The organism is Arthrobacter sp. AOP29-A2-19 (genome assembly GCF_058138025.1).
In genome coordinates this window covers 1,335,103-1,360,157 of sequence record NZ_CM176894.1, presented here as the reverse complement: position 1 = coordinate 1,360,157, position 25,055 = coordinate 1,335,103, and the positions used below count along the sequence as shown (strand labels likewise).

The following is a 25,055-nucleotide window of genomic DNA, read 5'->3' as shown; positions in this document are numbered from 1 at the left end:
GCACACTCGCGGCGGAAGGCGGACTCGGAATGGCTGCAGGCAAGTCGGCGCCCGGCAGGGGCACGGCCAAGGCGGGACCGGGCGACGCCTGGCGAACCGTCGAACCCGCGCCGCTGGTCCTGCTCCTTGGGCCGGAGGCCTACGTCGCCGGACGAGCCTTCGAGCGCATCAGGACCCTGGTCCGCGAACGCGCGGGCGGAGCCGAGACCACCGAGTTCGACGCGGTCGCCTACCAGCGCGGCGAGTTGCTGATGGCCGCCAGCCCCTCTCTGTTCGGTGAGGCGAAAGTCATCGAGGTCCGTTCGCTGGCCACCATGAACGAAGATTTCCTGGAGGATGCCCTCGCCTACTGTGCCTCCCCGGCGTCCGACGTGGTGGTGGCCATGCACCACTCCGGCGGCAACCGCGGCAAAAAACTACTCGATGCCCTCCGGTCCGCCGGCGCGGTCGTTGTCGATTGCCAGCCCCTGAAGAAGGACGCCGAGAAGCTGGATTTCGTGGCCCAGGAGTTCCGCCAGGCCAAGCGCCGCATTCAGCCCGACGCGGCCCGAGCGCTCGTCGCCGCCGTCGGGTCCGACCTCGCGGAGCTTGCCGCCGCGTGCACCCAACTGGTGCAGGACACCCAGGGCGACGTTGGCAAGGAAACGGTTGACAGCTACTTCGGCGGCCGTGTGGAGGCCACAGGGTTCAAGGTCGCCGATGCCGCCCTCACCGGACGGGGGGCCGTCGCCTTGAGCACGCTGCGGCACGCCCTGGCCACGGGGACCGACCCCGTGCCGATCGTCGCCGCCTTGGCCATGAAGCTGCGGCAGGTCGCCAAGGTCGCGGGCCAACGAAAGTCGTCCGGGCAGTTGGCGAAAGAACTGGGCATGGCCCCTTGGCAGGTCCAACAGGCTCAGGAACAGGCGCAGTACTGGACCCCCGACGAACTGGTCAAGTGCCTGCGCCTTGTCGCGGAGGCCGACGCACAGGTCAAGGGCGCGTCGAGGGACCCCGAGTACGCGGTCGAGCGCGCCGTGACGGGAATCGCCTTGGCCGCACGCCGCTGATCCCGCCCGCCGGGAACCGGCGCCGGCCGCAGCGCATCGCGGGCGCCGGCATCGGGGCCACGCTTCGCGCAAGCCTTGACCGCACAAAAAAGGATGGCCGCCCCGGAATCCGGGGCGGCCATCTTGCGCTAAAGCGTCCTGCCTAGAGGGCAGAAACCTTCTTCGAGATCGCGGACTTGCGGTTAGCGGCGTTGTTCTTGTGAACGACACCCTTGCTGACGGCCTTGTCCAGCTTGCGGCTGGCGGTGGCCAGCGCGGTGCCGGCGGCATCCTTGTCGGCGGCGGCCACGGCCACGTTGACGGAGCGGATGGCCGTCTTCAGCTCGGACTTGATGGCCGCATTACGCAGGCGCGCCTTCTCGTTGGTGAGGATGCGCTTCTTCTGGGACTTGATATTTGCCACTGGATAAACTCTCTTGCTTTTCGCGGATGGGTCAGTGAGGGTTCACTCCAGAGCCATCGACTGAGCGGCGTGGGGATACCTATGGCGACTCGGGAGAAGTGCCCGTCGACCTGCGCGGACACACAGCAGTCAATGTTAGCAGGAATGCCCCGGCCCCGCGATTCCGGGGTTCCCCGGCGCGTCGCCCCGCGCGGACGGACACCCTTGGCGCCGCCCGAAGAGGGGCTGGCCCCCACCGTGGTCCGCCCTACGCCCTACGCCCGCCTGCCCGCGAGCCGGCGGGCGACGGCGTCGAACCTGGTCCTGTCGAGCACGGCGCCCTCGCGCCGGATGCCGCGTGGATCGAGCCGAACCACCCGGTCCAGTTTCACTTCGCTCGGGCGGCCCTGCGAGTCCCATGCTCCTGTGCCCACATCCACGTAGTCCGCGTTGGCGTCGCTGGCATTGTTGCGGTCCTTCGACGTGAGCATCAGGCCCAGGAGGTATCCGGAGTCGCGCCCCACCAGCAGGACCGGGCGGTCCTTGCCCCGCGTGTGGTCCTCCTCGTAGGGCACCCACGCCCAGACGACCTCTCCCGGATCGGGTTCGCCGTCCGGCCGGGGGCTATAGGCGGGACGCAGCGCCCCGGCGAAGTCGCCCGGATAGCCGCCGGCCTCCCAGCCCGGTCCGGTGTTCGCGGACGCGGACCCCGGTCGCCCACCGTTGCCGGCACGCGCACGGCCGGAGGCCCGCGGCCGGGGACGGCCGGCCGGGGGAGCGCCCGCGCGGCCCGCGGAGGAACCCGCGGAGCGAATCAGGCGCAGCGCCGACCCGATGAGTTTTGCGACCGTCTGTCCATTGAGCTGCATGGCCACACGGTACCAGCCGTCTCCGCGCCCGCGGCGGCGGGGGAGCGGGCGCCCGTCGAAGCATGGGAGAATGGGTTTTTGCGGTGCTTCCGCGCCCAGTTCATTTGCCTTCCGTACAGAGCGAGGTCACCCACGTGTCTCCCATGGCCCGCACCGCACCGGTGCCCGCCGCCACCGATCCGGCGATCATCAGGAACTTCTGCATCATCGCCCACATCGACCATGGCAAGTCCACCCTGGCCGACCGGATGCTGCAGTCCACCGGAGTGGTACAGCAGCGGGACATGAAGGCCCAGTACCTGGACCGGATGGACATCGAGCGCGAGCGCGGCATCACCATTAAGAGCCAGGCCGTGCGCATGCCGTGGGAAGTGAACGGCACCGCCTACGCCCTCAACATGATCGACACGCCGGGCCACGTGGACTTCACCTACGAGGTCTCCCGGTCCCTCGCCGCCTGCGAAGGCGCAGTCCTGCTGGTGGACGCGGCGCAGGGCATCGAGGCGCAGACGCTCGCCAACCTGTACCTGGCGATGGAGAACAACCTCGCCATCATCCCGGTGCTCAACAAGATAGACCTTCCGGCGGCGCAGCCGGAGAAATACGCCGCCGAGCTGGCCAACCTCATCGGCGGCGATCCGGACGACGTGCTTCGGGTGTCCGGCAAGACCGGCGCGGGCGTCGAAGTGCTTCTGGACAAGATCGTGCGCGATCTGCCCGCCCCCGTGGGCGATCCCAACGCGCCGGCGCGGGCCATGATCTTCGATTCCGTCTACGACACCTACCGCGGAGTCGTCACCTACGTTCGGGTGGTCGACGGGCACCTGAGCCCCCGTGAGCGCATCCAGATGATGTCCACCCGCGCGAGCCACGAACTGCTCGAGATCGGTGTGAGTTCCCCCGAGCCCACCCCGAGCCCGGGCCTGGGCGTGGGCGAGGTGGGCTACCTCATCACGGGCGTGAAGGACGTGCGCCTGTCCAAGGTCGGCGACACCGTTACGAACCTCGCCAAGCCGGCCGCCACGTCGCTGGGCGGCTACGAGGACCCCAAGCCCATGGTGTTCTCCGGCCTCTACCCGATCGACGGCTCCGACTACCCGATCCTGCGCGACGCGCTGGACAAGCTGCAATTGAACGACGCCGCATTGACGTACGTGCCGGAAACCTCCGTTGCGCTGGGCTTCGGCTTCCGCGTCGGCTTCCTCGGCCTGCTGCACCTCGAGATCGTGCGCGAGCGTCTGGAGCGCGAGTTCAACCTGGACCTCATCTCCACCGCGCCCAACGTGGTCTACGAGGTCATGACCGACGACAGGAACATGGTCACGGTCACGAACCCCAGCGAGTTCCCCACGGGCAAGATCCTCGAGGTCCACGAGCCCATGGTCGCGGCGACCATCCTGGCGCCCAACGAGTTCGTCGGCGCCATCATGGAGCTGTGCCAGTCGCGGCGCGGCCAGATGCGCGGGATGGACTACCTCTCGGAGGAGCGCGTTGAACTGCGCTACTGGCTGCCCCTCGCCGAGATCGTTTTCGACTTCTTCGACATCCTCAAGTCCAAGACCCGCGGCTATGCGTCGCTGGACTGGAAGGCGGACGGCGAACAGGTCGCCGACCTGGTCAAGGTCGACATCCTGCTTCAGGGCGAACAGGTCGACGCCTTCAGCGCGATCACGCACAAGGATAAGGCCTACTCCTACGGCACGATGATGACGTCGAAGCTGCGCGAGCTCATTCCGCGGCAGCAGTTCGAGGTCCCGATCCAGGCGGCCATCGGCTCGCGCATCATCGCCCGCGAGAGCATCCGCGCGATCCGCAAGGACGTGCTCGCAAAGTGCTACGGCGGGGACATCTCCCGCAAGCGCAAGCTTCTGGAAAAGCAGAAGGAAGGCAAGAAGCGGATGAAGATGGTCGGCCGCGTCGAGGTGCCGCAAGAGGCGTTCATCGCCGCGCTGTCCTCCGACGACTCCAAGGACAAGGGCAAGAAGTAGCCCCATGCCCTCAGCCTTGCCGCTGGGCGATCCGGCCCCGGCCGATGGCCTGCTTCCGAGCTCCACCCGCGAAGGCGCGGGGACCCGCCCCTTCTGCGTGTATGTCCACATTCCGTTCTGCGCCGTGCGGTGCGGGTACTGCGACTTCAACACGTACACGGCGCACGAACTGGGGTCCGGCGCCACGCAGGACACCTACGCCCAGGCCGTCGCCGCCGAGCTCGAGTTCGGGGCGGGCGTCATCGAGTCCTCCGGTCTACCGCCGCGGCCGGTCGAGACCGTCTTCTTCGGCGGAGGCACGCCGACGCTCCTACCGGCCGAGGACCTCGCTTCGGTCCTGCGGCGCATCGACGACCTGTGGGGGCTCGCGCCGGGCGCCGAGGTCACCACGGAAGCCAATCCGGACTCGGTGACGCCCGAGTCACTCCGCGTGCTGGCGGCGGCGGGCTTCACGCGCGTCTCGTTCGGCATGCAGTCGGCGGTGCCGCACGTCCTGAAGACGCTGGACCGGACGCACCGCCCCGAGCGCGTGGGCCTCGCCGTCCAGTGGGCCCGCGAGGCCGGACTGGCGGTCAGCGTGGACCTGATCTACGGAACCCCCGGCGAAAGCCTGGAGGACTGGCGGACCAGCCTGGAAACGGCGCTGTCCTACGCGCCGGACCACATTTCGGCCTACGCGCTGATCATCGAGGACGGCACACGCCTGGCCGCACAGATCCGGCGCGGCGGAGTGCCCAACATCGACGACGACGACCACGCCGACAAGTACTTGCTGGCGGACTCGATGCTGTCGGCCGCGGGGTTCGAATGGTACGAGGTCAGCAACTGGAGCCGCTCGGGCGCCACGCGTTGCCGGCACAACATCGCGTACTGGACCGGCGCGGACTGGTGGGGCGCCGGGCCCGGCGCGCATTCGCACGTGGGCGGCCTGCGCTGGTGGAACGTCAAGCACCCGTCCGCGTACCAGCAGCGAATCGACGCGGGGGTCTCCCCGGCGGCGGGGAGGGAGACGCCGGACGACGAAGCACGGTACCTCGAGCGCGCGATGCTCCTGACGCGGATCTCCGACGGCATGCCCATTGCCCTGTTGCGGCCCGAGGGGCGCTCCGCCGTCGCCGGCCTGATCGCCGACGGACTGGTAGATGGCGCGGCCGCGCTGCACGGAACCATTGTGCCCACGCTCAACGGACGGCTCCTGGCGGACGCGATCGTGCGGCGGCTGCTGGACTTCTGATCCGGGCGCGGCCCGAGGGTCACGGACACGCGGCGCCGATCGGCACCGCGGCGAAACCCGGGGTCGGTGTGGGGCCCGCCGCCTAGTGGAGCAAGCGCAGGTTGAGCGGGTACCGGTAGGGCCGGCCGCGATTGACCTCGATGCCGGCGACGACGCCGCTGACCGTCAGGTAGACCCAGATGGCGACCGCGACGACGGCGAAGAAGCCGCCCACCACGGGAATCAGGGTCAGGATGTTGGCCAACATCGCCAACACGGTCAGTGGCGCGGTGAAGTTCAGCGCCTCTTTGGACTCCTGCGCGGTGAACGGACCGCGACCCCGGTAGACGAAGTAGATCACCGCGGACGGCACGAAGCCCAGGATCGCTCCGAAGTGGGCGATCGTTGCCCATTGCCGGTCCTCTGAGGGACTCAGCGGCAGCGGAGCGGGGGAGGAGGCCTCGTAGTGCCTCTGGTCCCCGGAACCGTTCCGTGCCTTTTCGTCGAACCCGTGGGTCACGCCCGCGTCTCCATTCATGGATGCCAATTGCCGTCAGTTTATCCGAGAAGCACGCCGGCGGCGCACGCGGCCCGCGCATCCGCCCCCGATCTTCCGGGGGCACCGGAGTGCGGCGGCCGCGACCTACCCGCCGTCGGCCGTCAGGAAGTCGATGACCTCCTCGACGCGGCCCAACAGGCTCGGCTCCAAGTCGGCGTAGCTCGAGACGCTGCCCAGCAGCCGCTTCCACCCGAGCGCGACGTCTGCCGGCGTCGAGTGGGGCCATCCGAGCCCACGAAGGATGCCCGTTTTCCAGTCTGTGCCGCGCGGGACGACGGGCCAGGCCCGGATGCCCAGCACGGACGGCCGGATGGCCTGCCATACGTCCACATAGGGGTGCCCGACGACGAGGACGTTGCCGCGCGCGCCGGGCACGGCCATGGCCTCCGCGGCGATCTTCGCCTCCTTGCTCCCGGGGACCAGGTGGTCCACCAGGATGCCCAGACGGCGGCCCGGCCCGGGGCGGAAATCGCGGACGAAGGACGCGAGGTCGTCGACGCCGTGGAGCGGCTCCACCACCACGCCCTCGACCCGAAGGTCGTGGCCCCAGACCTTCTCGACGAGCTCGGCGTCGTGTTTGCCCTCCACCCATATGCGGCTGGCACGCGCGGTACGCGCCTTGAGGTTGTCCACGCGCACCGAGCCAGAGGCCGTTCGGACCGGGCCGGCGGGAGCCATGCCGGACACGGGTTCGACGAGTTCGATCGGTTCGCCCTCCAGCAGGAACCCGAAGCCGGTGCGGAAGGACTTCGTCTTGCCGCGCCGGTCCTCCAGGACCACAATGCGCATTCCGCCGGCCTTCTCCACGCGCACGACCTCGCCGACCCACTCGGATTGGACGTCCTCAAGCAAGAGGCCCAGCGCCGCGGGGACCTTCCGAAGTTCGCGGCGGCGCGGCGCGGAGATCTCCTGCGCGCCCCATTCGTAGTTGTTCACGGAACCAGACAGCCTTTCGTCGTGCGCCCCCTCGGGCGACGGTGCGCTCCGGCCACCCGGCGCGCAGCCACCATGCTAACAACGGTGAAAGGTATTAGACTTAGCACTTGAACACGTCGAGTGCTAAGCACCGGCGTCTTCCGACATTTTGCAGCGAGACGAAGATTGGAGGGACGGGATGTCCGAACCGCGACGCCTCGAGGTCCTCCGGGCCATCGTCGAAGACTATGTGCATTCCCGCGAGCCGGTGGGATCGAAGGCCCTCGTGGAGCGCCACCACCTGGGCGTCTCGGCGGCAACCATCCGGAACGACATGGCCGCGCTGGAGGACGAGGGCCTCATCGCGGCCCCCCACACGTCGTCGGGCCGCATCCCCACGGAACAGGGCTACCGCCGCTTCGTGGACCGCATCGAGGACGTGCGCCCACTTTCGCCCGCCGAGCGGCGCGCCATCCAGTCGCTCATCGACGGAGCGGACGACGTCGACGACGTGCTCGAGCGGACGGTCAGGCTCCTGGCCCAGCTGACCCACCAGGTCGCGGTCATCCAGGTGCCCCAGTACAGCGACGCGGCGGTGCGCCACATCGAACTGGTGGGTCTGGGCTCCGGGCAGGTGCTGACCGTCCTCATCAGCACGTCGGGCAAGGTGGAACAGCGGGTGGTCCTCACGCCGCCGGAGACCTCGGACGACGACCTGCACACCCTGAAGGCTGCCTTTATGGGCGCGGCCGCCGCGGGCAAGCTGGCCGAGCTTGCGGCCCTTGCGGCGACCGCCGTGGACACCGTTCCCGCCCGCCTTCGGATTGCCGCGCGCATCATCGCCGGCGCCCTCGGGACCCTGGGCGACAACAGCGTGGTCGACCGGATCGTGATGGCCGGAACCGCCAACCTCGCCCGCTCCACGGGGGACTTCCCGTTGACCATCACGCCGGTCCTCGAGGCGCTGGAGGAACAGGTGGTGCTCCTGCGGCTGTTCTCGGAGATGGAGATGGACGCCCGCGGCATCGCGGTGCGCATCGGCAGCGAGAACGCGTACGGTGGACTGGTCGAAACCTCGGTGGTCGCCACGGGCTACGGACCGGGCCAATCGGCCAAAATAGGCATCCTCGGCCCGACCCGCATGGACTACCCCAGCAGCATGGCCGCCGTGCGCGCGGTCGCCCGCTATCTTTCCCGGATCTTGGCCGGCTGACGCCTGCCTCCCGGTACACCAAGCATCGAAACGCAGGAAAGGACACAGCGAACACTGTGAGCAACCACTACGACGTGCTCGGCGTCGCGCAGGACGCGACCACCGAGGAGATCAAAAAGGCGTACCGCAAACTGGCGCGCAAGCTGCACCCGGACGTCAATGCGGCGGAGGGCGCCGCCGACGAGTTCAAGCTCGTCACCCGCGCCTACGAGGTGCTGTCCGATCCCGAGAAGCGCCGGAACTACGACGCCACGGGGAACGAGAACGGCAACGCCGGCGGCGGCGGACCGGGCGCCGGATTCGGCTTCAACGACATCTTCGAACAGTTCTTCGGCGGACAGGGCCAGTCCGCCGGCCCCGCGTCCCGGCGTAGCCGTGGCCGCGACGCCCTCATCACCGCCACCATCGACCTCAAGGACGCGGTGCAGGGGGTCGTCTACCCGCTGGAAATGGAGACCGCCGTCACCTGCAAGACCTGCGAGGGCTCGTGCTGCCAGCCGGGCACATCGCCCGAGACCTGCACCATTTGCCACGGCCGCGGGCAGATCCAGCGGCCGGTGCGCTCCTTCCTCGGCCAGATGATGACCGTGGAGACCTGCAGTGCCTGCCGCGGGTTCGGAACCACGCTCCCCAGCCCGTGCAACGAGTGCATGGGCCAGGGCCGAGTGCGCGAGCGCGTGAGCAAGCAACTCAAGGTCCCAGCCGGCGTCGCGACGGGCACGCGAATTCACCTCGCCGCACAGGGCGAGGCCGGCCCCGGCGGGGGCCCGGCCGGAGATCTCTACGTCGAAATCGACGTTCGTCGGCACCCGGTCTTCGAGCGCGAGGGCAACGATCTCCACGCCACGCTCACGGTTCCGATGACGGCCGCGGCCCTCGGCGCCGACCTGGACCTCGACACTTTCGACGGCGCCCAGGACATCCGCGTCGAGGCCGGAGCGCAGTCCGCGGACACCATCCGCCTTGCGCAGCTCGGCGTGCCGCGCCTGCGTGGCGGCGGCCGCGGAGACCTGATCGTCCACCTCCAGGTCGAGACGCCCACGAAGCTCGACGCCGAGCAGCGGGACCTGCTTGAACAGCTGGCCCGGCTGCGCGGCGAGGAAGTGGCCGAGGGCCGGCTCTCCGAGCGCGGCGGCGTCTTCTCCCGCTTCTTCGACAAGCTCGGCCACCGCGGCTGATGAGCAACCAGGCGTTCCGCGTCGACCCGGCGGCGCTCGTTGGCGCGGCGCCGGGCGACACCGTGCCGCTCGACGGCCCGGAGGGCCACCACGCCGTGTCCGTCAAGCGGGTGCGGGAAGGCGAGCGCATTGACCTGGTCGACGGCGACGGGCGGCGCGCGGTCTGCGTGGTCACTTCCACGGCGAAAGGATCCCTGGAGGCCAAGATCGAGGGACTCGAGCTCGCGCCCCCGCCGGGCCTGCGCACGGTTTTGGTCCAGGCGCTGGCCAAGGGGGACCGCGACCTGCAGGCCGTCGAGTCCGCCGTCGAGCTCGGCATCGACCACGTGGTCCCGTGGCAGGCCGAGCGCTGCGTCGTGCGCTGGTCCGCCGATAAGGCCGCCAAGGGTCGCGCGAAGTGGGAAGCAACGGTCCGCGCCGCCGTCAAGCAGTCGAGGCGCTCGCGCGAGCCGTCGGTCGGGGAGACCGTGGGCACGGCCCAGCTGGCGGCCCTCGCCGCCGACGGGACGGCGCCGGAGCCCGGCCGCCGCCTAATGGTGGTCCTCCACGAGGAGGCCGCAAGCCCGCTGTCGCGGGTCGTCGCGGAATGGCTCGCCGAAGGGCCGAAGCCGGCCGAAATCCTCCTGGTCGTCGGGCCCGAGGGCGGCATCGCCCCCGGCGAGATCGACAAGCTGGTGGCGGCCGGCGCCACGACGGCGTCGCTCGGAACGAATGTCCTGCGGGCCTCGACCGCCGGGCCCGCCGCACTCGTTTTGGTCCGCCATCTTGCCGGGCTCCTGGACGGGCGGCCCTAGCGCCCCGCGCCCACGGCGGGCGGCCTCCCGTGAGGACCCCCCCGTCGGAAGATTGCCCTATTCCACCGTCAAGCGCTTGGTGTCCTCGCTCAGGCGTTCTCCGCTCTTGGCGCCCTGACCCCACACGGCAAGCTGGTACTCGCCCGGCTCCATGGCGATCACGAGCTCGTATTCGTCGGCGGGGAGGTCGCCGGACCCCAGCGCTACGGCACCCTGGGACACGACCTCTGCCGGGTCGCCGTCCTGCACGCGCCGAACCTCCCAGCGAGTGCCGCCCGGAAACGCCGCCGACACCCCATGGATGGTCAGTCGGCCGGCGGTGTAGGCGCCGTCGTGCTGGGGTTCGATGATCCAGAGGGGGGCGCGCAGGCTGGCCACACGCTCGATGGGTCCCTCCAGGGGGATGTGCCCGAACGCCTGGTATCCCGTGTGGCCGTCCACCAGGACGGTCACACGGGCCGGGGCCGTGCCCGTGATCAGCCCGGCGTTTGCCGCCGCCCCCGTCGCCGTATAGACAAGTTGCTGGACGGCTCGCTCCGCCAGTCCCCGATCCAACTGCCGGGAGAACGCGTCGGCGGAGAGGTCGACGGTGATGACGTTGTCGGTGTCGATGGACGTACCGATGCGCGCCGCCGGCGACCAGACATTGAAGTAGTCGGGATCCGTGGGTGTCTGCTCCAGCATGTACTTGATGCTGGTTGTGATGGGATCGCCCTGGTCCTCGGCCTGGCGGTACTCGCGGTAGAGGTACACCGTGGAGTCCCGCTCGCCCAGCCAATAGATGGGGGAGAGGCGGTGGCTGCTCAGCTTCTCGAGCGGGGCGGCGTCCGTCTTCGCCGAGGCCACGGGAGCCGAGGCGGAGGCTCCGTCCGGCATGGTGCTGGTCGACGCGCCGGTGCCCCCCGCGCACGCCGAGACTGTGCCGAGGCACGCCACAAGCGCCAAAACAGCCAAGCGGGAGCTGGTGCGCCTGCGGTGCCGAGGGCTTGTCAACGTGGTCCTTTTCATGGTGGAGGGGCGCGGTCGCCATGGCCGCCCACACCAAGCTTGGCATAGTGGGCCCCCTCGGGAGCACCGGGTTCCGGTGTTGACGCCGGACTGTTGTACTACCGATATGTCCCGTTGTTGCACTAATTACCGGTGCGTACAAGTGGCGGGCGCGCTACCGCGCGGCGGGCCGCCGTGCCGCCGCCCGTGTTCGACAAGCGTGTTCAAGTACGATGGAAGGGCGCCGGAAACGCCTCGGAGAACCCCGGGTCGGGATAGGCCGGCGCACAGCAACGGGAGGCGACGCCGCCAGCATGACCCAAGACGCCGACAAGCCACAACAGGACTCCGGTGCGGCCGACGTGGTGCGCTTCGACACCACGGATCAGATGGTCGCAACACTAGGAGCGCACGACGAGGTGCTGCGGATCGTGCAAGGCGTCTACCCGCTGGCGAAGCTCCACGTGCGCGGCAACGAATTGACGATCGCTGGCGACGCCGTGGACGCCGCGAAGGCGATGCGCGTCGTCACCGAGGCGCGCGGGCTCGCGGCCGGCGGCACGCGGATTTCGGCCCACCTGGTCGAACAACTCGTTCGCATGGTGGAGGCGCCCTCGTCCGTCCCTGGAAGCGCCAGCGGTGTGTTCGGCCTCAACATCCTTTCGGGGCGCGGCCGCAGCATCCGCCCCAAGACCGTGAACCAGAAGTCGTACGTGGACGCCATCGACGACAACACGGTCATCTTCGGCATCGGCCCTGCGGGCACCGGCAAGACGTTTCTCGCCATGGCCAAGGCCGTGCAGGCCCTCCAGGCCAAGGAAGTCAGCCGCATCATCCTGACCCGCCCGGCGGTGGAGGCCGGAGAGAAGCTCGGCTTCCTGCCGGGAACCCTGACGGACAAGATCGATCCCTACCTGCGCCCCCTTTACGACGCGCTGCACGACATGGTGGACCCGGAGTCCATTCCGCGGCTCATCGCCGCGGGGACCATCGAGGTGGCACCTTTGGCGTACATGCGCGGCCGCACCCTGAACGACGCCTTCATCATCCTCGACGAGGCGCAGAACACAACGCCGGAGCAGATGAAGATGTTCCTGACCCGCCTTGGCTTCGGCTCCAAGATCGTGGTCACCGGGGACATCACCCAAATCGACCTGCCCGGCGGCACGAAGTCCGGCCTCAAGGTGGTCAGCGAGATTCTCGACGACGTGGAGGACATCGCCTTCCGCACGCTGGACGCCAGCGACGTGGTGCGCCACCGGCTCGTCTCCGACATCGTGACGGCCTACGAGACCTGGACGGAACGCGAGTCCGCACCGCCCATCGACTGGCGCACACGCCGCACCAACCGCCGTCCGGGACGGCCGTCCGCGGCCGCGCCCGCAGACGGGGAGGGCTAGCCGTGTCCGTGGAGGTCAACAACGAGTCGGCCTTGGAGGCGGACCTCGAGCAGCTGAGCCGCCTCGGCCGCCACATCCTGGACTCCCTCTATGTCCACCCCGAGGCCGAGGTTTCGATCATCCTGGTGGACGAGGACGCGATCGAGCGCCTGCACATCGATTGGATGGACCTCCCGGGTCCCACCGACGTGATGTCGTTCCCGATGGACGAGTTGCGCCCGGGCAGCCCGGGAAGCCCCACACCGGCCGGGATGCTCGGCGACATCGTAATCTGCCCCCAGGTCGCGGCCCAACAGGCGCGGCGCGGGGGCCACAGCACGGCGGACGAGATTCTCCTGCTGGCCACCCACGGCATGCTGCACCTCCTCGGCTACGAGCACGACGAGCCGGAGGACAAGGAAGAGATGTTCTCTCTCCAGCGCGGCCTGCTCGAGGCCTTCCTGGGGCGCCCCGCCCCACGCGAGACCACCGAATGACCGCAGTCGTCCTCGCGGCGCTGTCGGCGGCGTTCATTTCCTGCGCCGCCCTGCTCACGGCCGCCGAGTCGGCGTACCTGTTCCTCCCGCGGTCCGAGGCGGAGCAAATGCTCGCCGAGCGCCCCCGGAAGCGGCTGCGGCAGATCCTTTCCGAACCCACGGCCCACACGCACGCCGTCCGGTTCTGGCGCATTTGGTTCGAGACCGCGTCGGCCGTCGCCATCGCCATCCTCTACTTCGACCTCCTGGACGACGTCTGGCTCGCGGGTCTCCTCGCCACCGTGACCATGGCCGCCATCGGCTTTGTGCTGGTCGGGGTCTCTCCCCGCCGGCTCGGCCGGGTCCGGGCGGCCGGCGTCGTGGCCTTCACGGCGCCGCTGGTGCGTTTCCTCCGCGTCATCCTCGGCCCGGTGCCCGGTTGGCTGGTGCGGCTGGGGTCAGCCATGGCTCCCGGCACGCCCGTGCAGGAGGAGGCGTTCTTCACCGAAGAGCAGTTCCGGGACATGGTGGACCGCGCGAACGAGGCCGACATGATCGAGGACGTCGAAGCGGACCTCATCCATTCCGTGTTCGAGCTCGGCGACACGCGCGTCCGCTCCGTTATGGTGCCACGCACCGACATGGTCACGGTCGACGTCGGCACGTCCCTGCGTAGCGCCATGAGCCTGTTCCTGCGTTCGGGCTGCTCGCGCATCCCCGTCATCCGCGACAACACGGACCAGATCGTGGGCATCGTGTACCTCAAGGACGTGGCGGCCCGGCTGCACACCAACCCCGACGACCACCGTCCCGTCGAGGCCGTCTGCCGCGACGTGAGGTACGTGCCCGAATCGAAGTCCGTCGCCGAGCTCCTGCAGGAACTCCAGCGCGAGTCCACGCACGTGGCCATCGTCATCGACGAGTACGGTGGAACCGCGGGTCTGGTCACGCTGGAGGATCTCATCGAGGAGATCGTCGGCGAGATCGACGACGAGTACGACACCACCAGAACCGAATCCGAGCACGTCGGCGACGGCGTCCACCGCATCAGCGCGCGCATGTCGATCGACGACTTGGGCGAACTGTTCGACCGGACCATCGACGACGACGAGGTCGACACGGTCGGCGGGCTGCTTGCCAAGACGCTTGGACGCGTGCCAATTGTCGGGTCCGAGGTCAGCGTTGGGGGCGTACGCCTCCACGCCGAACGGCTGGAGGGGCGCCGCAACCGGATCGGGTACATCCTGGCCTGGCTCGACTCCGGAACGCCGGGCGACGGCACGGCATCGGAAGACGGCTCGACCGGCCGCATGGAAACCGCCCACCCGGGCGACACCACAAGGGAATAGGAACCATGCCAGACAAGAACACCGGACAGGGCGGACTGCTCCCGAGCGAGTGGCCTGCGGGCTTCCGCGCCGGCTTCACCTCATTCGTCGGCCGCCCCAACGCCGGCAAGTCGACGCTCACCAACGCGCTGGTCGGCCAGAAGGTCGCCATCACGTCCGCCAAGCCGCAGACGACGCGGCACACCATCCGCGGCATCGTGCACCGGCCGGACGCGCAGCTTGTCCTCGTCGACACTCCCGGGCTCCATCGCCCGAGGACGCTCCTGGGCCAGCGGCTCAACGACCTGGTCGCGGACACCCTCAGCGAGGTGGACGCCATCGGCTTCTGTCTGCCCGCCAACGAGAAGATCGGTCCGGGCGACCGGTTCATCGCTGCGCAACTGGCGCAGCTGCGCAGCAAGCCGATCGTCGCAATCGTCACCAAGGCCGACCTGGTGGACCGGGCCGCCCTGATGCGGCAACTGCTCGCCGTGACGGCGCTGGGCACCGAGACACTGGGCGAGCGCGGTTGGGCGGCCGTCATCCCCGTCTCGGCCACCGGAGACTTCCAGGTCGGGGCCGTCGCCGACGTTCTTGTGGAGCAGATGCCGGTGTCCCCGCCGCTCTACCCGGACGGCGAGCTCACGGACGAGCCGGAGGCCATCATGGTCGCCGAGCTGATCCGCGAGGCCGCGCTCGAGGGACTCGGCGACGAGCTCCCGCACTCGCTGGCCGTTGTGGTCGAGGAAATGATCCCGCGGGAGGGCCGCCCCGAGGACAACCCGCTGTTGGACGTGCACGTGAACCTCTTTGTGGAGCGTTCGTCCCAGAAGGCCATCATCATCGGGCGGGCCGGGTCCCGCCTGCGGGAAGTGGGCACGCGCTCCCGCAAGGCGATCGAGAAACTCCTCGGGACGCGCGTCTACCTGGATCTCCACGTGAAGATCGCCAAGGACTGGCAACGCGATCCGAAGCAGCTTGGGCGGCTCGGATTCTGACGCCGGGGGCGCCGCCGCCCCCGGCGCCGCAACAATGCGCGGGCGCCGCGGGGGATGTGCGTCACGGATGCTAACCTGAGAAACATGCGTGCGGGAATGCTTCTACTTAGCCGCCGCGGCGAGGCAACACGGGGCCAACGGTCCTAGGCCGAACCCTCGCTGCGGAGTTTCGTGCTGCCGGCCACCATTTTCAACCTCCACTGAAAAGGCCACCTGAACATGCGTAACGCCCAAAAGCCCTCCGGAATGCCGATCCACAAGTACGTCCCGTTCCAGGAACAGATCGAAGTGTACCTGCCGGATCGCACCTGGCCGGACAAGACGATCACCAAGGCCCCGCGTTGGTGCGCGGTCGATCTGAGGGACGGCAACCAGGCCCTCATCGACCCCATGAGCCCCGAGCGCAAGCACAAGATGTTCGACCTGCTGGTGTCCATGGGTTACAAGGAGATCGAGGTCGGCTTCCCGTCGGCCTCGCAGACGGACTTCGACTTCGTCCGCCAGCTCATCACCCAGGACCGCATCCCCGACGACGTCACGATCCAGGTGCTCACGCAGTCCCGCGAGCACCTGATCGAGCGCACCTACGAGTCGCTGCAGGGGGCGAAGCAGGCGATCGTCCACCTGTACAACTCGACATCGATCCTGCAGCGCCGCGTGGTTTTCAACCAGGACGAAGACGGAATCGTGGACATCGCACTGAGCGGCGCCCGGCTGTGCAAGAAGTACGAGGAACAGCTCACCGGCACCGACGTGACCTACGAGTACTCGCCGGAGTCCTACACGGGAACCGAGCTCGAGTTCGCCCGCCGGATCTCCGATGCGGTCGCCGACGAATTGGGTGCCACGCCCGAGCGCCCCATGATCCTGAACCTCCCGGCCACCGTGGAGATGGCGACGCCCAACGTCTACGCCGATTCCATCGAGTGGATGCACCGCAACCTCGCCAACCGGGACTCGATCATCCTGTCCCTGCACCCGCACAACGACCGCGGCACGGGTGTCGCCGCCGCCGAGCTGGGCTACCTGGCGGGAGCGGACCGCATCGAGGGATGCCTGTTCGGCAATGGCGAACGCACGGGCAACGTGGACCTCGTCACCCTTGGCATGAACATGTTCGCGCAGGGGATCGACCCGATGATCGACTTCTCCAACATGGACGAAATCCGGCGCACCGCCGAATACTGCAACCAGCTGCCCGTGGCGGAACGGTCCCCATACGGTGGCGACCTGGTCTTCACCGCCTTCTCCGGCTCCCACCAGGACGCCATCAAGAAGGGCTTCGAGGCCATGGAACGCGACGCGGCGTCCGCGGGCAAGCGCGTCGACGACCTGGTCTGGGCCGTCCCGTACCTGCCGGTCGATCCCAAGGACATCGGCCGCAGCTACGAGGCGGTCATCCGCGTGAACTCGCAGTCCGGCAAGGGCGGCGTCGCCTACCTGCTGAAGAACGACCACCACCTCGATCTCCCGCGCCGCGCGCAGATCGAGTTCTCCGGAGTGATCCAGCGCAAGACGGAGGGCGAGGGCGGGGAAATCAGCCCCTCCTCCATCTGGCGCACCTTCCAGGACGAGTACCTGCCCTGCGAGGACGTGGACGGCGCCGAGCGGTGGGGCCGCTACGAGCTCGGCAGCGTCACGACCGAGACGGCCGACGACGGATCGTTCTCCCTGACCGCGACGGTGATCGTGGACGGCGTCCCGCAGCGGCGCCGCGCCGCGGGCAACGGGCCGATCAATGCGCTGGTGAACCTCCTGTCCGAGGACGGCGTCGACGTGCGCGTGCTCGACTTCACGGAGCACGCACTCAGCGAGGGCGGCAGCGCACTGGCCGCCGCCTACGTCGAGTGCGCCGTGGGGGAGCGCGTGCTCTGGGGCGTTGGCATCGACACGAACACCACCATGTCCTCGCTGAAGGCCGTGGTGTCCGCCGTGAACCGCGCCATCAGGGACTCCCACTAGTCCCCGAGGGCGGCGTCCGCCGCACAGGTACGGGCCCGCGCCGCACGGCGCGGGCCCGTTTTCTTGAGAGAATGTCTACGTGTCCCGATCCAGCTTCGCCTCAAAGTCCTACCGCACGCACGGCCTGGTGCTGCGCACGCACAAGCTGGGCGAGGCGGACAGGATCGTGGTGCTGCTGACGCCGGACCACGGACAGGTGCGGGCCGTGGCGAAGGGGGTGCGGCGCACCAGTTCCAAGCTCGGCGCCACTCTGGAGCCGTTTATGCTGGTCGACGCCCAACTGGTCCACGGCCGGTCACTCGACATTGTGACCCAGGCCCAGCTCCGCGCGCCCTATGGCCAATCCCTTGCCGAAGACTACGGACGCTACACTGCGGCCCACGCCATGGCCGAGACCGCCGAGCGCCTCACGGACACGGACGAGCAGTCCGCCGGTCCTCAGTTCAGGCTGCTGCACGGCGCGCTGGCGGCGCTGGCCCGCGGGACCGGCGACGCCGGGCAATTGCTGGACTCGTATCTGTTGCGGGCGCTGGCCACGGCCGGTTGGGCGCCCAACTTCACCAACTGCGCGCGCTGCGGCGCGCCCGGTCCGCACACGGCGGTCAACATCCCCCTCGGCGGCGTGGTGTGCGCGGACTGCCGGCCCGCCGGCTCCAGTTCACCCGCCCCGGAGACCATAGCGCTGCTGGCCGCCCTGCTGGCGGGAGACTGGGAGCGCGTGGCGCAGGGCGACGCGCAGGGCCGGCGGGAGAGCGCGGGCATTGTGGCAGGATACCTGCAGTGGCACTTGGAACGAGTGGTCAAATCCCTGAAGCATGTGGAAAGAGCGTGATCTCCCTGAGGAGCCCAGCAAGTCCCCCCAGTACCCGGACGCCGGTGGCTCCGGCTCCGCACCCCAGCGGCGCCGTCCCGCCCAAGTTGCCGCGCGAACTCGTCCCGCGGCACGTCGCCATCGTGATGGACGGCAACGGTCGGTGGGCCAACCAGCGCGGCCTGCCGCGGACGGAGGGGCACCGCGCCGGGGAGGCCGCCCTGCTGGACGTGATGGCCGGCGCCATCGAGATCGGCGTCGAATACGTCTCGGTCTACGCGTTCTCCACGGAGAACTGGAAGCGCAGCCCGGACGAAGTGCGCTTCCTGATGGGCTTCTCGCGGGACGTGCTGCGCCGCCAGCGGGACCAACTCGACGCATGGGGCGTGCGCGTGCGCTGGGCCGGCCGCCGGCCGCGACTGTGGCGCACCGTTGTCAACGAGCTGTTGGAGGCCGAGCGCGCCACGGACAAGAACACCGTCTGCCAGCTCACGATGTGCGTCAATTACGGGGGACGGGCGGAGATAGCCGACGCCGTCGCCGCCATCGCGCGCGACGTGGCGGACGGACGGCTCAAGCCCTCCGGCGTTTCGGAGAAGACGATCGCCCGCTACCTCGACGAGCCGGACCTGCCCGACGTCGACCTGTTCCTCCGGACGTCGGGGGAGCAGCGGACCTCGAACTTCCTTCTGTGGCAGTCCGCCTACGCCGAGATGGTGTTTATGGACGTCCTGTGGCCGGATGTTGACCGCCGAACCCTGTGGCGGGCCATCGAAACCTACGCCAGCCGCGACCGCCGCTACGGCGGCGCCGTGGACCAGCCGACGGAGGCGGGCGACAGGTAGCCGTCGGACCAGCGCGTCACGGCCCGGTACGCTTCCGCCCGCGCGGGCGCGGAGGACGTGAAGAGATCGTGCATGCCCCGCTCGATCCGAACCACCGTGACTTCCCGACCGAGCTTCAGGGCGCGCTGCCTGACCACGTCGACCTCAAGGACGGCGTCGGAGCTGAGCATTTGCGCGTCGAACTGCTTTCCCAAGTGCGACCTCTCCGAGGTGAGCACCAACACCGGTTCCCTGATGTCCAGGCCCTTGGCCACCGAGGCGTGCCCCGCCAGGACGGCCGTGAGCCAGCCGGCGGTCACCGGAAAGGCATGCCGCGGCCTCCACAGCGGGTGCAGCTTCCATTCGCCATGGGCCTCCACGCTGAGGGACTGCCAATATGTGTCAACCTCGGGCAGTTTCAGCTTGGCCCGGGGCCTGCGCTTCGCAACGGGGTCCAAGAGTCCGGCCGCCGCGTTCCTCACCATCCAGCTGCCCTGCATCTCGAGCCACGGCGAATTCAACACAAGCCCCGAAAGCACCCCGGGGTTCCTGTCCGCCCACAGGGATGCGATCAGGCCGCCGGTCGAGTGCGCCACGCACACCACGCCCTCCAGCCGGCCGACATCGGCGCGGATCGCGTCCAGCGCGGTCTCTATGTCGGCGTCGTACTCCCGCAGATCGGTGACGAACCCGGGGGTCTGCCACGGACGCAGGCTGCGCCCGTAGCGCCGCAGGTCCAGGGCATAGAAGCGGTAGCCGCGGCCTGTCCAGTACCTGGCCAGCTCCACGTTGTAGAAGTAGTCCGTCCAGCCGTGCACCGACAACACCGCGCGGACCGGCCGCCCGTCACCTTGCCCGTGGATTGCCGGCCCGCCGAAGGAACCATCCGCGGCACCCCCGTGCCGGGTTGCCCCCCACTTGCCGTCTCGCGTGCCCGCGTCGGCGCGCAACGCCCCCGTCAGGTCCCGGAGCGCTGCCCGCCAACCGTTCCATACCGCCACGTCCGTCCGGGCCGGCTCCCCGAGGGACGGCAGGTAGCGCACCAGCGTGGCCCGAACGGGGCCTTCCTCATCCGCCCCCTCCCCAAGGGTCGTGAACCGAAACCCCGGCCCCAGCGGGTCCGAAACCCACTGCCCGGGGGGCGAATCCTCGGCGAAGCCCTCGCCCTCTCCAACCAGTTCCGCCGCCGGGGGCACCGTCCCCGCGGAAAGCGGCATGTCCGACGCCACGCCGGTCGGATCGATGCCTTCGTCGCCCGCCTCGAGAGGATCCGCCCGAACCTTGTCCATTACCCGAGCATAACCAGCCGCAACTTGGCAGTCGCGCCCGCTGCGCGGGAGACTTGAGACCATGCGCATCTACCCGACCTTCTTCCGCCTTGTCTTCTCCGGCATGGATCCGGAGAAGGCACACCACATTGGCTTCAGGATGATCCGGCTGGCGGAGCGGGCCGGCGCCTCCGCGGTGTTGCGGCGGATCTGCCGTCCACACCCCTCGCTCGCACGCACCGTCATGGGCATCGACTTCCCCTCGCCGTTCGGTCTGGCCGCCGGATTCGACAAGGAAGGCCACGGCGTCGCCGCCCTCGCGGACCTCGGGTTCGGGCACATCGAGGTCGGCACCATCACCGGGCAGGCCCAGCCGGGAAACCCGCGTCCGCGCCTGTTTCGGCTGGTCGAAGACCGCGCGGTGATCAATCGGATGGGCTTCAACAACGACGGCGCCGCGGCCGTAGCGCCCCGGGTGGCCGCGGTGCGGCCCGTGCTGGCCCGGCGCTATCCGGCCACCCGGCCGGTGGTTGGCGTGAACATCGGCAAGACGAAGGTCGTGGAGCTCGCCGACGCGGTGGGCGACTACCTCGCCGGCACGGCCCTGCTGGCCGAGCACGCAGACTATCTTGTGGTCAACGTCAGCTCGCCGAACACTCCCGGGCTGCGTCTGCTCCAGGACATCGACTCCCTGCGCCCCCTGCTCACGGCGGTCGGCGCGGAGGCGGACCGTGTGGCCGGGCGCCACGTTCCGCTGCTCGTGAAGATCGCGCCGGACCTCTCCGACGAGGACATCGACGATGTGGCGGGCCTGGTCGCGGACCTGCGCCTCGACGGAATCATCGCGACGAACACGACCATCGCCCGAGAGGGCCTCGGACTACGCACCGCCCCGGGGCGCCTTGCCGAGATCGGGGCGGGCGGCCTGAGTGGTGCGCCCTTGAAGTCCAGGTCCCTCGAGGTGCTGCGGCGCCTGAGGTCGCGCCTGGATCCGGGGACCGCCGTCGTGTCGGTGGGCGGCGTCGAGACCTCCGCCGACGTCCTCGAGCGTCTGGAGGCGGGCGCCGACCTGGTCCAGGGGTACACGGCCTTCCTCTACGAGGGACCGTTTTGGGCGTCCCGCATCAACCGCGGGCTGCGGAAGGCCATCGCCTCGCGGGGCGTGGGGTACGCACGCCCGTAAGCGCCCGGACATGGAAACGGGGCCGACCACCAACGGTCGGCCCCGTCGTCGTACCGGACGAGGATGTCCTAGCTGGGCGTCTCGCCGCGCTTGACCTGGGGCTTGGGCAGGCGCATCTTGCGGAACTGCAAGCCGCGCATCGCCGCGTACCAAAGGACGCCGCGCTCGTTGGAGCCGAACTTGGCGACGAGTCGGTTCTTCAGCTGACGGGTCATGATGAAAGCGTCAATAATGGTGATGCCCAGGACGACCCAGAGTCCCAGGGTGATGTAGGCCTGGAGCTGAAGCGCGCCGGGGAGCGTCAGGGCAAGGATGAGGAACGCGAAGATGATGAACATCAGGAACTCGCCCACCATCCAACGCGAGTCGACGAAGTCGCGGGCAAACCGCTTCTGCGGGCCCTTGTCGCGCGGCATCAGGTAGCGCTCGTCGCCGGTTTCGTTGGCGATCCGGACCTTCTCCTGGGCCTCCATGCGCTGGCGTCGCGCCTGCTCCTTCGCCAGCTTGCGGTCCGTCGGGACCAGGGGGCGCTTGCGCTGTGCCTCCTGCTGGTTCCGGCGGGGCGTCGGAGAGCCCTTGCCCCCGTAGGGGTTGGCTACTGTTTCCTCTGGGGCGGCCGGCGTTGCGGCGGCGTCATCCTTCTTGCGTCCAAACACCCGTCAAGTCTAGCGGCCCGGCGTCGGGCGTCCGAACGGACCGGACCGACCTTCGGTAGGGTACTTGCCATGACTACCCCCGACACCCTCGACAACACCGGAAGCGTAGACGTCGGCGCCATCTCTGCCCACGTCGCCGATTCCTTCGCCCGCACGGTCTCCGAGCTCAAGGAACTGGTTGCGATTCCCGGAATCGCCTGGGATGCCTTCGACTCCTCCCAGCTGGACCGCAGCGCGGAGGCCGTGGCGGCCCTGGCACGCGACGCCGGCATGGACGACGTCCAGATCCTTACCGCGACCACGCCGGGCGGCAAGCAGGGGAGCCCCGCCGTGGTGGCCAGGCGCCCCGCCCGCGAGGGCAAGCCCACCGTGCTGCTCTACGCCCATCACGACGTCCAACCCCCTGGCGACGAGGACCTGTGGAACACGCCGCCCTTCGAGGCGACCGAGATCGGCGGCCGCCTCTACGGGCGCGGTGCCGCCGACGACAAGGCCGGGATCATGGTGCACGTGGCCGCGCTGCGCAGCGTTCTCGCCGCCGTCGGGGACCTGGGCCTCGGCGTGACGTTCTTCTTCGAGGGCGAGGAGGAGGCGGGTTCGCCGTCGTTCCGCCCGTTCCTTGAGAAGTACCGCGACCTCTTGGCCGCGGACGTGATCGTCGTGGCGGACTCCAGCAACTGGAAGGTCGGCGTCCCCGCCTTGACCACGAGCCTGCGCGGGATGGTGGCCGGGGTCATCGACATCAGGGTCCTTGACCACGCCGTGCACTCCGGCATGTTCGGCGGTCCGGTGCTGGACGCCCCCACGCTGGCCGCCCGCCTGATCTCCACCTTCCACGACGCCGAAGGCAATGTCGCCGTGGAGGGCCTGGTCTCCCACGAGCGGGCAACCGTGGACTACCCGGAGACCGACTACCGCAAGGATTCCTCCGTGCTGGACGGCGTCCGACTGGCCGGAACGGGCCCGCTGGCCGACCGCCTGTGGAACAAGCCGGCGCTTTCGGTCATCGGCATCGACGTGCCGTCCGTCGCCGTCTCCTCCAACACGCTGCTGCCGACGGCGCGCGTGAAGGTCAGCGTTCGGCTCGCGCCCGGCCAGGATCCCGCGGAGGCGGGTGCGGCGCTGGAGCGGCATGTCCTGGCGCAGGACCTGTTCGGCGCCTCGGTGGGCATCGAGATCGTCGAGACGGGCAACGCGTTCTCCACCGACACCTCGGCCCCCGCCGCGAGGGCCAGCCTGTGGTCCCTCGACCAGGCGTGGGGGGTTCCCGCCGTGGAGACGGGCATCGGCGGCTCCATTCCCTTTATCGCCGACCTGACCGAGGTCTATCCGGGCGCCCAAATCCTGGTGACCGGCGTCGAGGACCCCGATTCGCGCGCCCACAGCGCCAACGAGTCCCTGCACATCGAAGATTTTCGGAGGGCAGTCCTCGCGGAGGCCCTCCTCCTCGCCAAGCTGGACGCGGAGGGCCTGTAACAATGGCCCGGCGACGTACCATGGAGTGGAGAACGCGGCGCGCTACGGCGCCGTTTTCCACCACGAGCAGCAACGGAGGACCCAGATGACCGCCACCACGAACGACTCAACGCCCAGCGCCGCAGAGCTGGAGACCCACGAGGTCCAGCTTTCCGACGTCGCAGCCGGGAAGGTCCGGAGCCTCTTGGAGCAGGAGGGACGCACCGATCTCCGCCTGCGCGTCGCCGTCCAGCCCGGCGGCTGCTCCGGCCTCATCTACCAGCTGTACTTCGACGAGCGCCTGCTGGAGGGGGACGCGGTCCGCGACTTCGACGGCGTGGAGGTGGTCGTCGACAAGATGAGCGTCCCGTACCTCTCCGGCGCCTCCATCGACTTTGAGGACACGATCTCCAAGCAGGGCTTCACCATCGACAACCCGAACGCCGGCGGTTCCTGTGCGTGCGGCGATTCCTTCCACTAAGGGGGGAGCGGTAACTCCGGCGGTGCGCGCCAAAGACGCGGGCCGCCGGGGTTTCTGTCTGCAATTCGCATCACCAGAGGGTAAGCTCTACAGCAAGTAGTAAAACTATGCTTTCCTTCGGCCTAGTCAATGGCGGTTATTCCCTAGGGACCCGTCGCGTCGGCCGAAGAATCATTCAGCACCAAACATAAGAGGAAGGGCCGTCTGTGAGTTCGCAAGACCGAACCAGCAGCAGCCGCCGGGGTAGGGCCAAGGTTTTGGCCATCGCCAGCGCGGGGGCGTTGTTGTTGACGGGTTGTTCAGAACAAGTCCAGCGAGGCTGGCTGCCCAATGTGGAGCGTGACACCACGAACCACACGGGATCCATTCAGGATCTCTGGGTCAATTCGTGGATCGTTGTATTGCTGATCGGCCTCATTACGTGGGGTCTGCTCATCTGGTGCATCGTGGCCTACCGCCGCCGCAAGGGCGACACGGGCTACCCCCGCCAGCTCAGCTACAACCTCCCGATCGAAATCTTCTACACGGCCGTTCCACTGATGCTGGTGCTGACGTTCTTCTCGTTCTCGGACGCAACGGAACGCCAGCTCAACACGCCGGTCGACTCCGAACTCGTCGTCGACGTGCGCGGCAAGCAGTGGTCGTGGGACTTCAACTACAGCTACCAGGGCCAGGAGAAGTACTTCGCCGGCGTCCAGGCCGAGCTTGACGGGACAGAGGGCACCAAAGAGACCCTTCCCACGCTCTACCTGCCGGTCGGCAAGTCGGTGACCTTCGAGCTGAACAGCCGCGACGTCATCCACTCGTTCTGGATCCCCGCTTTCCTGCAGAAGCTGGACATGATCCCGGGCAAGACCAACTACATCTACCTGACCCCCGAGGTCGAGGGCACGTTCGACGGCAAGTGCGCCGAACTGTGCGGCGAGTACCACTCGGAGATGCTCTTCAACGTCAAGGTGGTGTCGGAACAGGAGTTCCTCGACCACCTCGCGACGCTTGAGGACGGACATCTCGGCGAGGAATACGACCGCAAGCCGGACGAGGTAGCCACCATCTCGCAGCCCCACGGCGAAGGAGAGTAGGAATC

The 25,055-nt window shown here is 68.8% G+C and carries 24 protein-coding genes; 17 read left to right on the top strand and 7 right to left on the bottom strand.

Translation table 11 applies throughout. From position 1 onward, the window contains the following. The first annotated feature begins 29 nt into the window (after window positions 1-29). Window positions 30-1,049, top strand: a complete 1,020-nt coding sequence (gene holA, locus AC3ZJJ_RS06225; protein ID WP_489894570.1) for a DNA polymerase III subunit delta — start codon at window positions 30-32, stop codon at window positions 1,047-1,049. 142 nt (window positions 1,050-1,191) lie between these two features. Here holA and rpsT read toward each other — a convergent pair whose 3' ends face one another. Both rpsT and AC3ZJJ_RS06215 read right to left on the bottom strand, forming a co-directional pair. Then, window positions 1,192-1,452 carry a 30S ribosomal protein S20 gene (rpsT, locus tag AC3ZJJ_RS06220; RefSeq protein ID WP_489894568.1) on the bottom strand — a complete coding sequence of 87 codons (261 nt, stop codon included), beginning with the start codon at window positions 1,450-1,452 and terminating at the stop codon, window positions 1,192-1,194. A 254-nt stretch (window positions 1,453-1,706) separates the two neighbouring features. Then, on the bottom strand, window positions 1,707-2,300 hold the full coding sequence (locus AC3ZJJ_RS06215) for a type II toxin-antitoxin system PemK/MazF family toxin (RefSeq protein ID WP_489894566.1): 594 nt from the start codon (window positions 2,298-2,300) through the stop codon (window positions 1,707-1,709). Between the two features lie 134 nt (window positions 2,301-2,434). Between AC3ZJJ_RS06215 and lepA the strand changes: the two genes are divergently transcribed. Continuing rightward, window positions 2,435-4,288 (top strand): translation elongation factor 4, encoded by a 1,854-nt coding sequence (lepA, locus tag AC3ZJJ_RS06210; RefSeq protein WP_489894564.1) that lies wholly within the window; start codon window positions 2,435-2,437, stop codon window positions 4,286-4,288. A 4-nt stretch (window positions 4,289-4,292) separates the two neighbouring features. Then, window positions 4,293-5,522, top strand: a complete 1,230-nt coding sequence (gene hemW, locus AC3ZJJ_RS06205) for a radical SAM family heme chaperone HemW (protein ID WP_489894562.1) — start codon at window positions 4,293-4,295, stop codon at window positions 5,520-5,522. 82 nt (window positions 5,523-5,604) lie between these two features. Here hemW and AC3ZJJ_RS06200 read toward each other — a convergent pair whose 3' ends face one another. Beyond that, window positions 5,605-6,039 carry a DUF4870 domain-containing protein gene (locus tag AC3ZJJ_RS06200; protein ID WP_489895709.1) on the bottom strand — a complete coding sequence of 145 codons (435 nt, stop codon included), beginning with the start codon at window positions 6,037-6,039 and terminating at the stop codon, window positions 5,605-5,607. Between the two features lie 105 nt (window positions 6,040-6,144). After that, on the bottom strand, window positions 6,145-6,996 hold the full coding sequence (locus tag AC3ZJJ_RS06195) for a DUF3097 domain-containing protein (RefSeq protein WP_489894560.1): 852 nt from the start codon (window positions 6,994-6,996) through the stop codon (window positions 6,145-6,147). Window positions 6,997-7,174: 178 nt separating this feature from the next. Here AC3ZJJ_RS06195 and hrcA point away from each other — a divergent pair, with 178 nt between their 5' ends. The 3 genes from hrcA to AC3ZJJ_RS06180 are packed head-to-tail and all read left to right on the top strand — an operon-like array spanning window position 7,175 to window position 10,160. Continuing rightward, a complete protein-coding gene (gene hrcA / locus AC3ZJJ_RS06190) occupies window positions 7,175-8,188 on the top strand; it encodes a heat-inducible transcriptional repressor HrcA (protein ID WP_489894558.1) in 1,014 nt (337 codons plus the stop codon). Between the two features lie 56 nt (window positions 8,189-8,244). Continuing rightward, window positions 8,245-9,366 carry a molecular chaperone DnaJ gene (dnaJ, locus tag AC3ZJJ_RS06185; RefSeq protein WP_489894556.1) on the top strand — a complete coding sequence of 374 codons (1,122 nt, stop codon included), beginning with the start codon at window positions 8,245-8,247 and terminating at the stop codon, window positions 9,364-9,366. Next, complete coding sequence (locus AC3ZJJ_RS06180; RefSeq protein ID WP_489894554.1) at window positions 9,366-10,160, top strand: 16S rRNA (uracil(1498)-N(3))-methyltransferase; 795 nt, start codon at window positions 9,366-9,368, stop codon at window positions 10,158-10,160. The genes dnaJ and AC3ZJJ_RS06180 overlap by 1 nt, the downstream gene beginning before the upstream one ends. Window positions 10,161-10,217: 57 nt before the next feature. Here the strand turns inward: AC3ZJJ_RS06180 and AC3ZJJ_RS06175 are convergent, their stop codons facing one another. After that, window positions 10,218-11,036 (bottom strand): GerMN domain-containing protein, encoded by an 819-nt coding sequence (locus tag AC3ZJJ_RS06175; protein WP_489894552.1) that lies wholly within the window; start codon window positions 11,034-11,036, stop codon window positions 10,218-10,220. Window positions 11,037-11,461: 425 nt separating this feature from the next. Between AC3ZJJ_RS06175 and AC3ZJJ_RS06170 the strand changes: the two genes are divergently transcribed. The 7 genes from AC3ZJJ_RS06170 (at window position 11,462) to AC3ZJJ_RS06140 (ending at window position 18,946) form a co-directional block, all read left to right on the top strand. Beyond that, window positions 11,462-12,547 carry a PhoH family protein gene (locus AC3ZJJ_RS06170; protein ID WP_489894550.1) on the top strand — a complete coding sequence of 362 codons (1,086 nt, stop codon included), beginning with the start codon at window positions 11,462-11,464 and terminating at the stop codon, window positions 12,545-12,547. Between the two features lie 2 nt (window positions 12,548-12,549). After that, window positions 12,550-13,023: an rRNA maturation RNase YbeY gene (gene ybeY / locus AC3ZJJ_RS06165; RefSeq protein ID WP_489894549.1), complete on the top strand. Its 474-nt coding sequence runs from the start codon at window positions 12,550-12,552 to the stop codon at window positions 13,021-13,023. Continuing rightward, complete coding sequence (locus AC3ZJJ_RS06160) at window positions 13,020-14,351, top strand: hemolysin family protein (protein ID WP_489894547.1); 1,332 nt, start codon at window positions 13,020-13,022, stop codon at window positions 14,349-14,351. The genes ybeY and AC3ZJJ_RS06160 overlap by 4 nt, the downstream gene beginning before the upstream one ends. A 5-nt stretch (window positions 14,352-14,356) precedes the next feature. Next, window positions 14,357-15,328 carry a GTPase Era gene (gene era / locus AC3ZJJ_RS06155; RefSeq protein WP_489894545.1) on the top strand — a complete coding sequence of 324 codons (972 nt, stop codon included), beginning with the start codon at window positions 14,357-14,359 and terminating at the stop codon, window positions 15,326-15,328. A gap of 219 nt (window positions 15,329-15,547) precedes the next feature. After that, window positions 15,548-17,290 (top strand): 2-isopropylmalate synthase, encoded by a 1,743-nt coding sequence (leuA, locus tag AC3ZJJ_RS06150; RefSeq protein WP_489894543.1) that lies wholly within the window; start codon window positions 15,548-15,550, stop codon window positions 17,288-17,290. Between the two features lie 79 nt (window positions 17,291-17,369). Continuing rightward, window positions 17,370-18,122, top strand: a complete 753-nt coding sequence (gene recO / locus AC3ZJJ_RS06145; RefSeq protein ID WP_489894542.1) for a DNA repair protein RecO — start codon at window positions 17,370-17,372, stop codon at window positions 18,120-18,122. After that, the gene (locus AC3ZJJ_RS06140; protein ID WP_489894540.1) at window positions 18,119-18,946 is read left to right on the top strand and encodes an isoprenyl transferase; all 828 of its coding nucleotides are present in this window, start codon (window positions 18,119-18,121) and stop codon (window positions 18,944-18,946) included. The genes recO and AC3ZJJ_RS06140 overlap by 4 nt, the downstream gene beginning before the upstream one ends. On the opposite strand, the gene AC3ZJJ_RS06135 is transcribed toward AC3ZJJ_RS06140, so the two are convergent. Continuing rightward, the gene (locus tag AC3ZJJ_RS06135; protein WP_489894538.1) at window positions 18,901-20,214 is read right to left on the bottom strand and encodes an alpha/beta hydrolase; all 1,314 of its coding nucleotides are present in this window, start codon (window positions 20,212-20,214) and stop codon (window positions 18,901-18,903) included. The genes AC3ZJJ_RS06140 and AC3ZJJ_RS06135 overlap by 46 nt on opposite strands. Before the next feature lie 61 nt (window positions 20,215-20,275). Between AC3ZJJ_RS06135 and AC3ZJJ_RS06130 the strand changes: the two genes are divergently transcribed. Continuing rightward, window positions 20,276-21,376 (top strand): quinone-dependent dihydroorotate dehydrogenase, encoded by a 1,101-nt coding sequence (locus AC3ZJJ_RS06130; RefSeq protein WP_489894536.1) that lies wholly within the window; start codon window positions 20,276-20,278, stop codon window positions 21,374-21,376. 68 nt (window positions 21,377-21,444) lie between these two features. Here the strand turns inward: AC3ZJJ_RS06130 and AC3ZJJ_RS06125 are convergent, their stop codons facing one another. Further along, complete coding sequence (locus AC3ZJJ_RS06125; protein WP_489894534.1) at window positions 21,445-22,032, bottom strand: DUF3043 domain-containing protein; 588 nt, start codon at window positions 22,030-22,032, stop codon at window positions 21,445-21,447. Window positions 22,033-22,101: 69 nt separating this feature from the next. On the opposite strand from AC3ZJJ_RS06125, the gene AC3ZJJ_RS06120 reads away from it, so the two are divergent. The 3 genes from AC3ZJJ_RS06120 to ctaC all read left to right on the top strand — a co-directional run bounded on the left by AC3ZJJ_RS06120 (window position 22,102) and on the right by ctaC (window position 25,050). Continuing rightward, complete coding sequence (locus tag AC3ZJJ_RS06120; RefSeq protein WP_489894532.1) at window positions 22,102-23,508, top strand: dipeptidase; 1,407 nt, start codon at window positions 22,102-22,104, stop codon at window positions 23,506-23,508. A gap of 85 nt (window positions 23,509-23,593) precedes the next feature. Continuing rightward, window positions 23,594-23,968 carry a HesB/IscA family protein gene (locus tag AC3ZJJ_RS06115; RefSeq protein ID WP_489895707.1) on the top strand — a complete coding sequence of 125 codons (375 nt, stop codon included), beginning with the start codon at window positions 23,594-23,596 and terminating at the stop codon, window positions 23,966-23,968. Window positions 23,969-24,174: 206 nt separating this feature from the next. After that, on the top strand, window positions 24,175-25,050 hold the full coding sequence (gene ctaC, locus AC3ZJJ_RS06110) for an aa3-type cytochrome oxidase subunit II (protein WP_489894530.1): 876 nt from the start codon (window positions 24,175-24,177) through the stop codon (window positions 25,048-25,050). Window positions 25,051-25,055 lie beyond the last annotated feature (5 nt).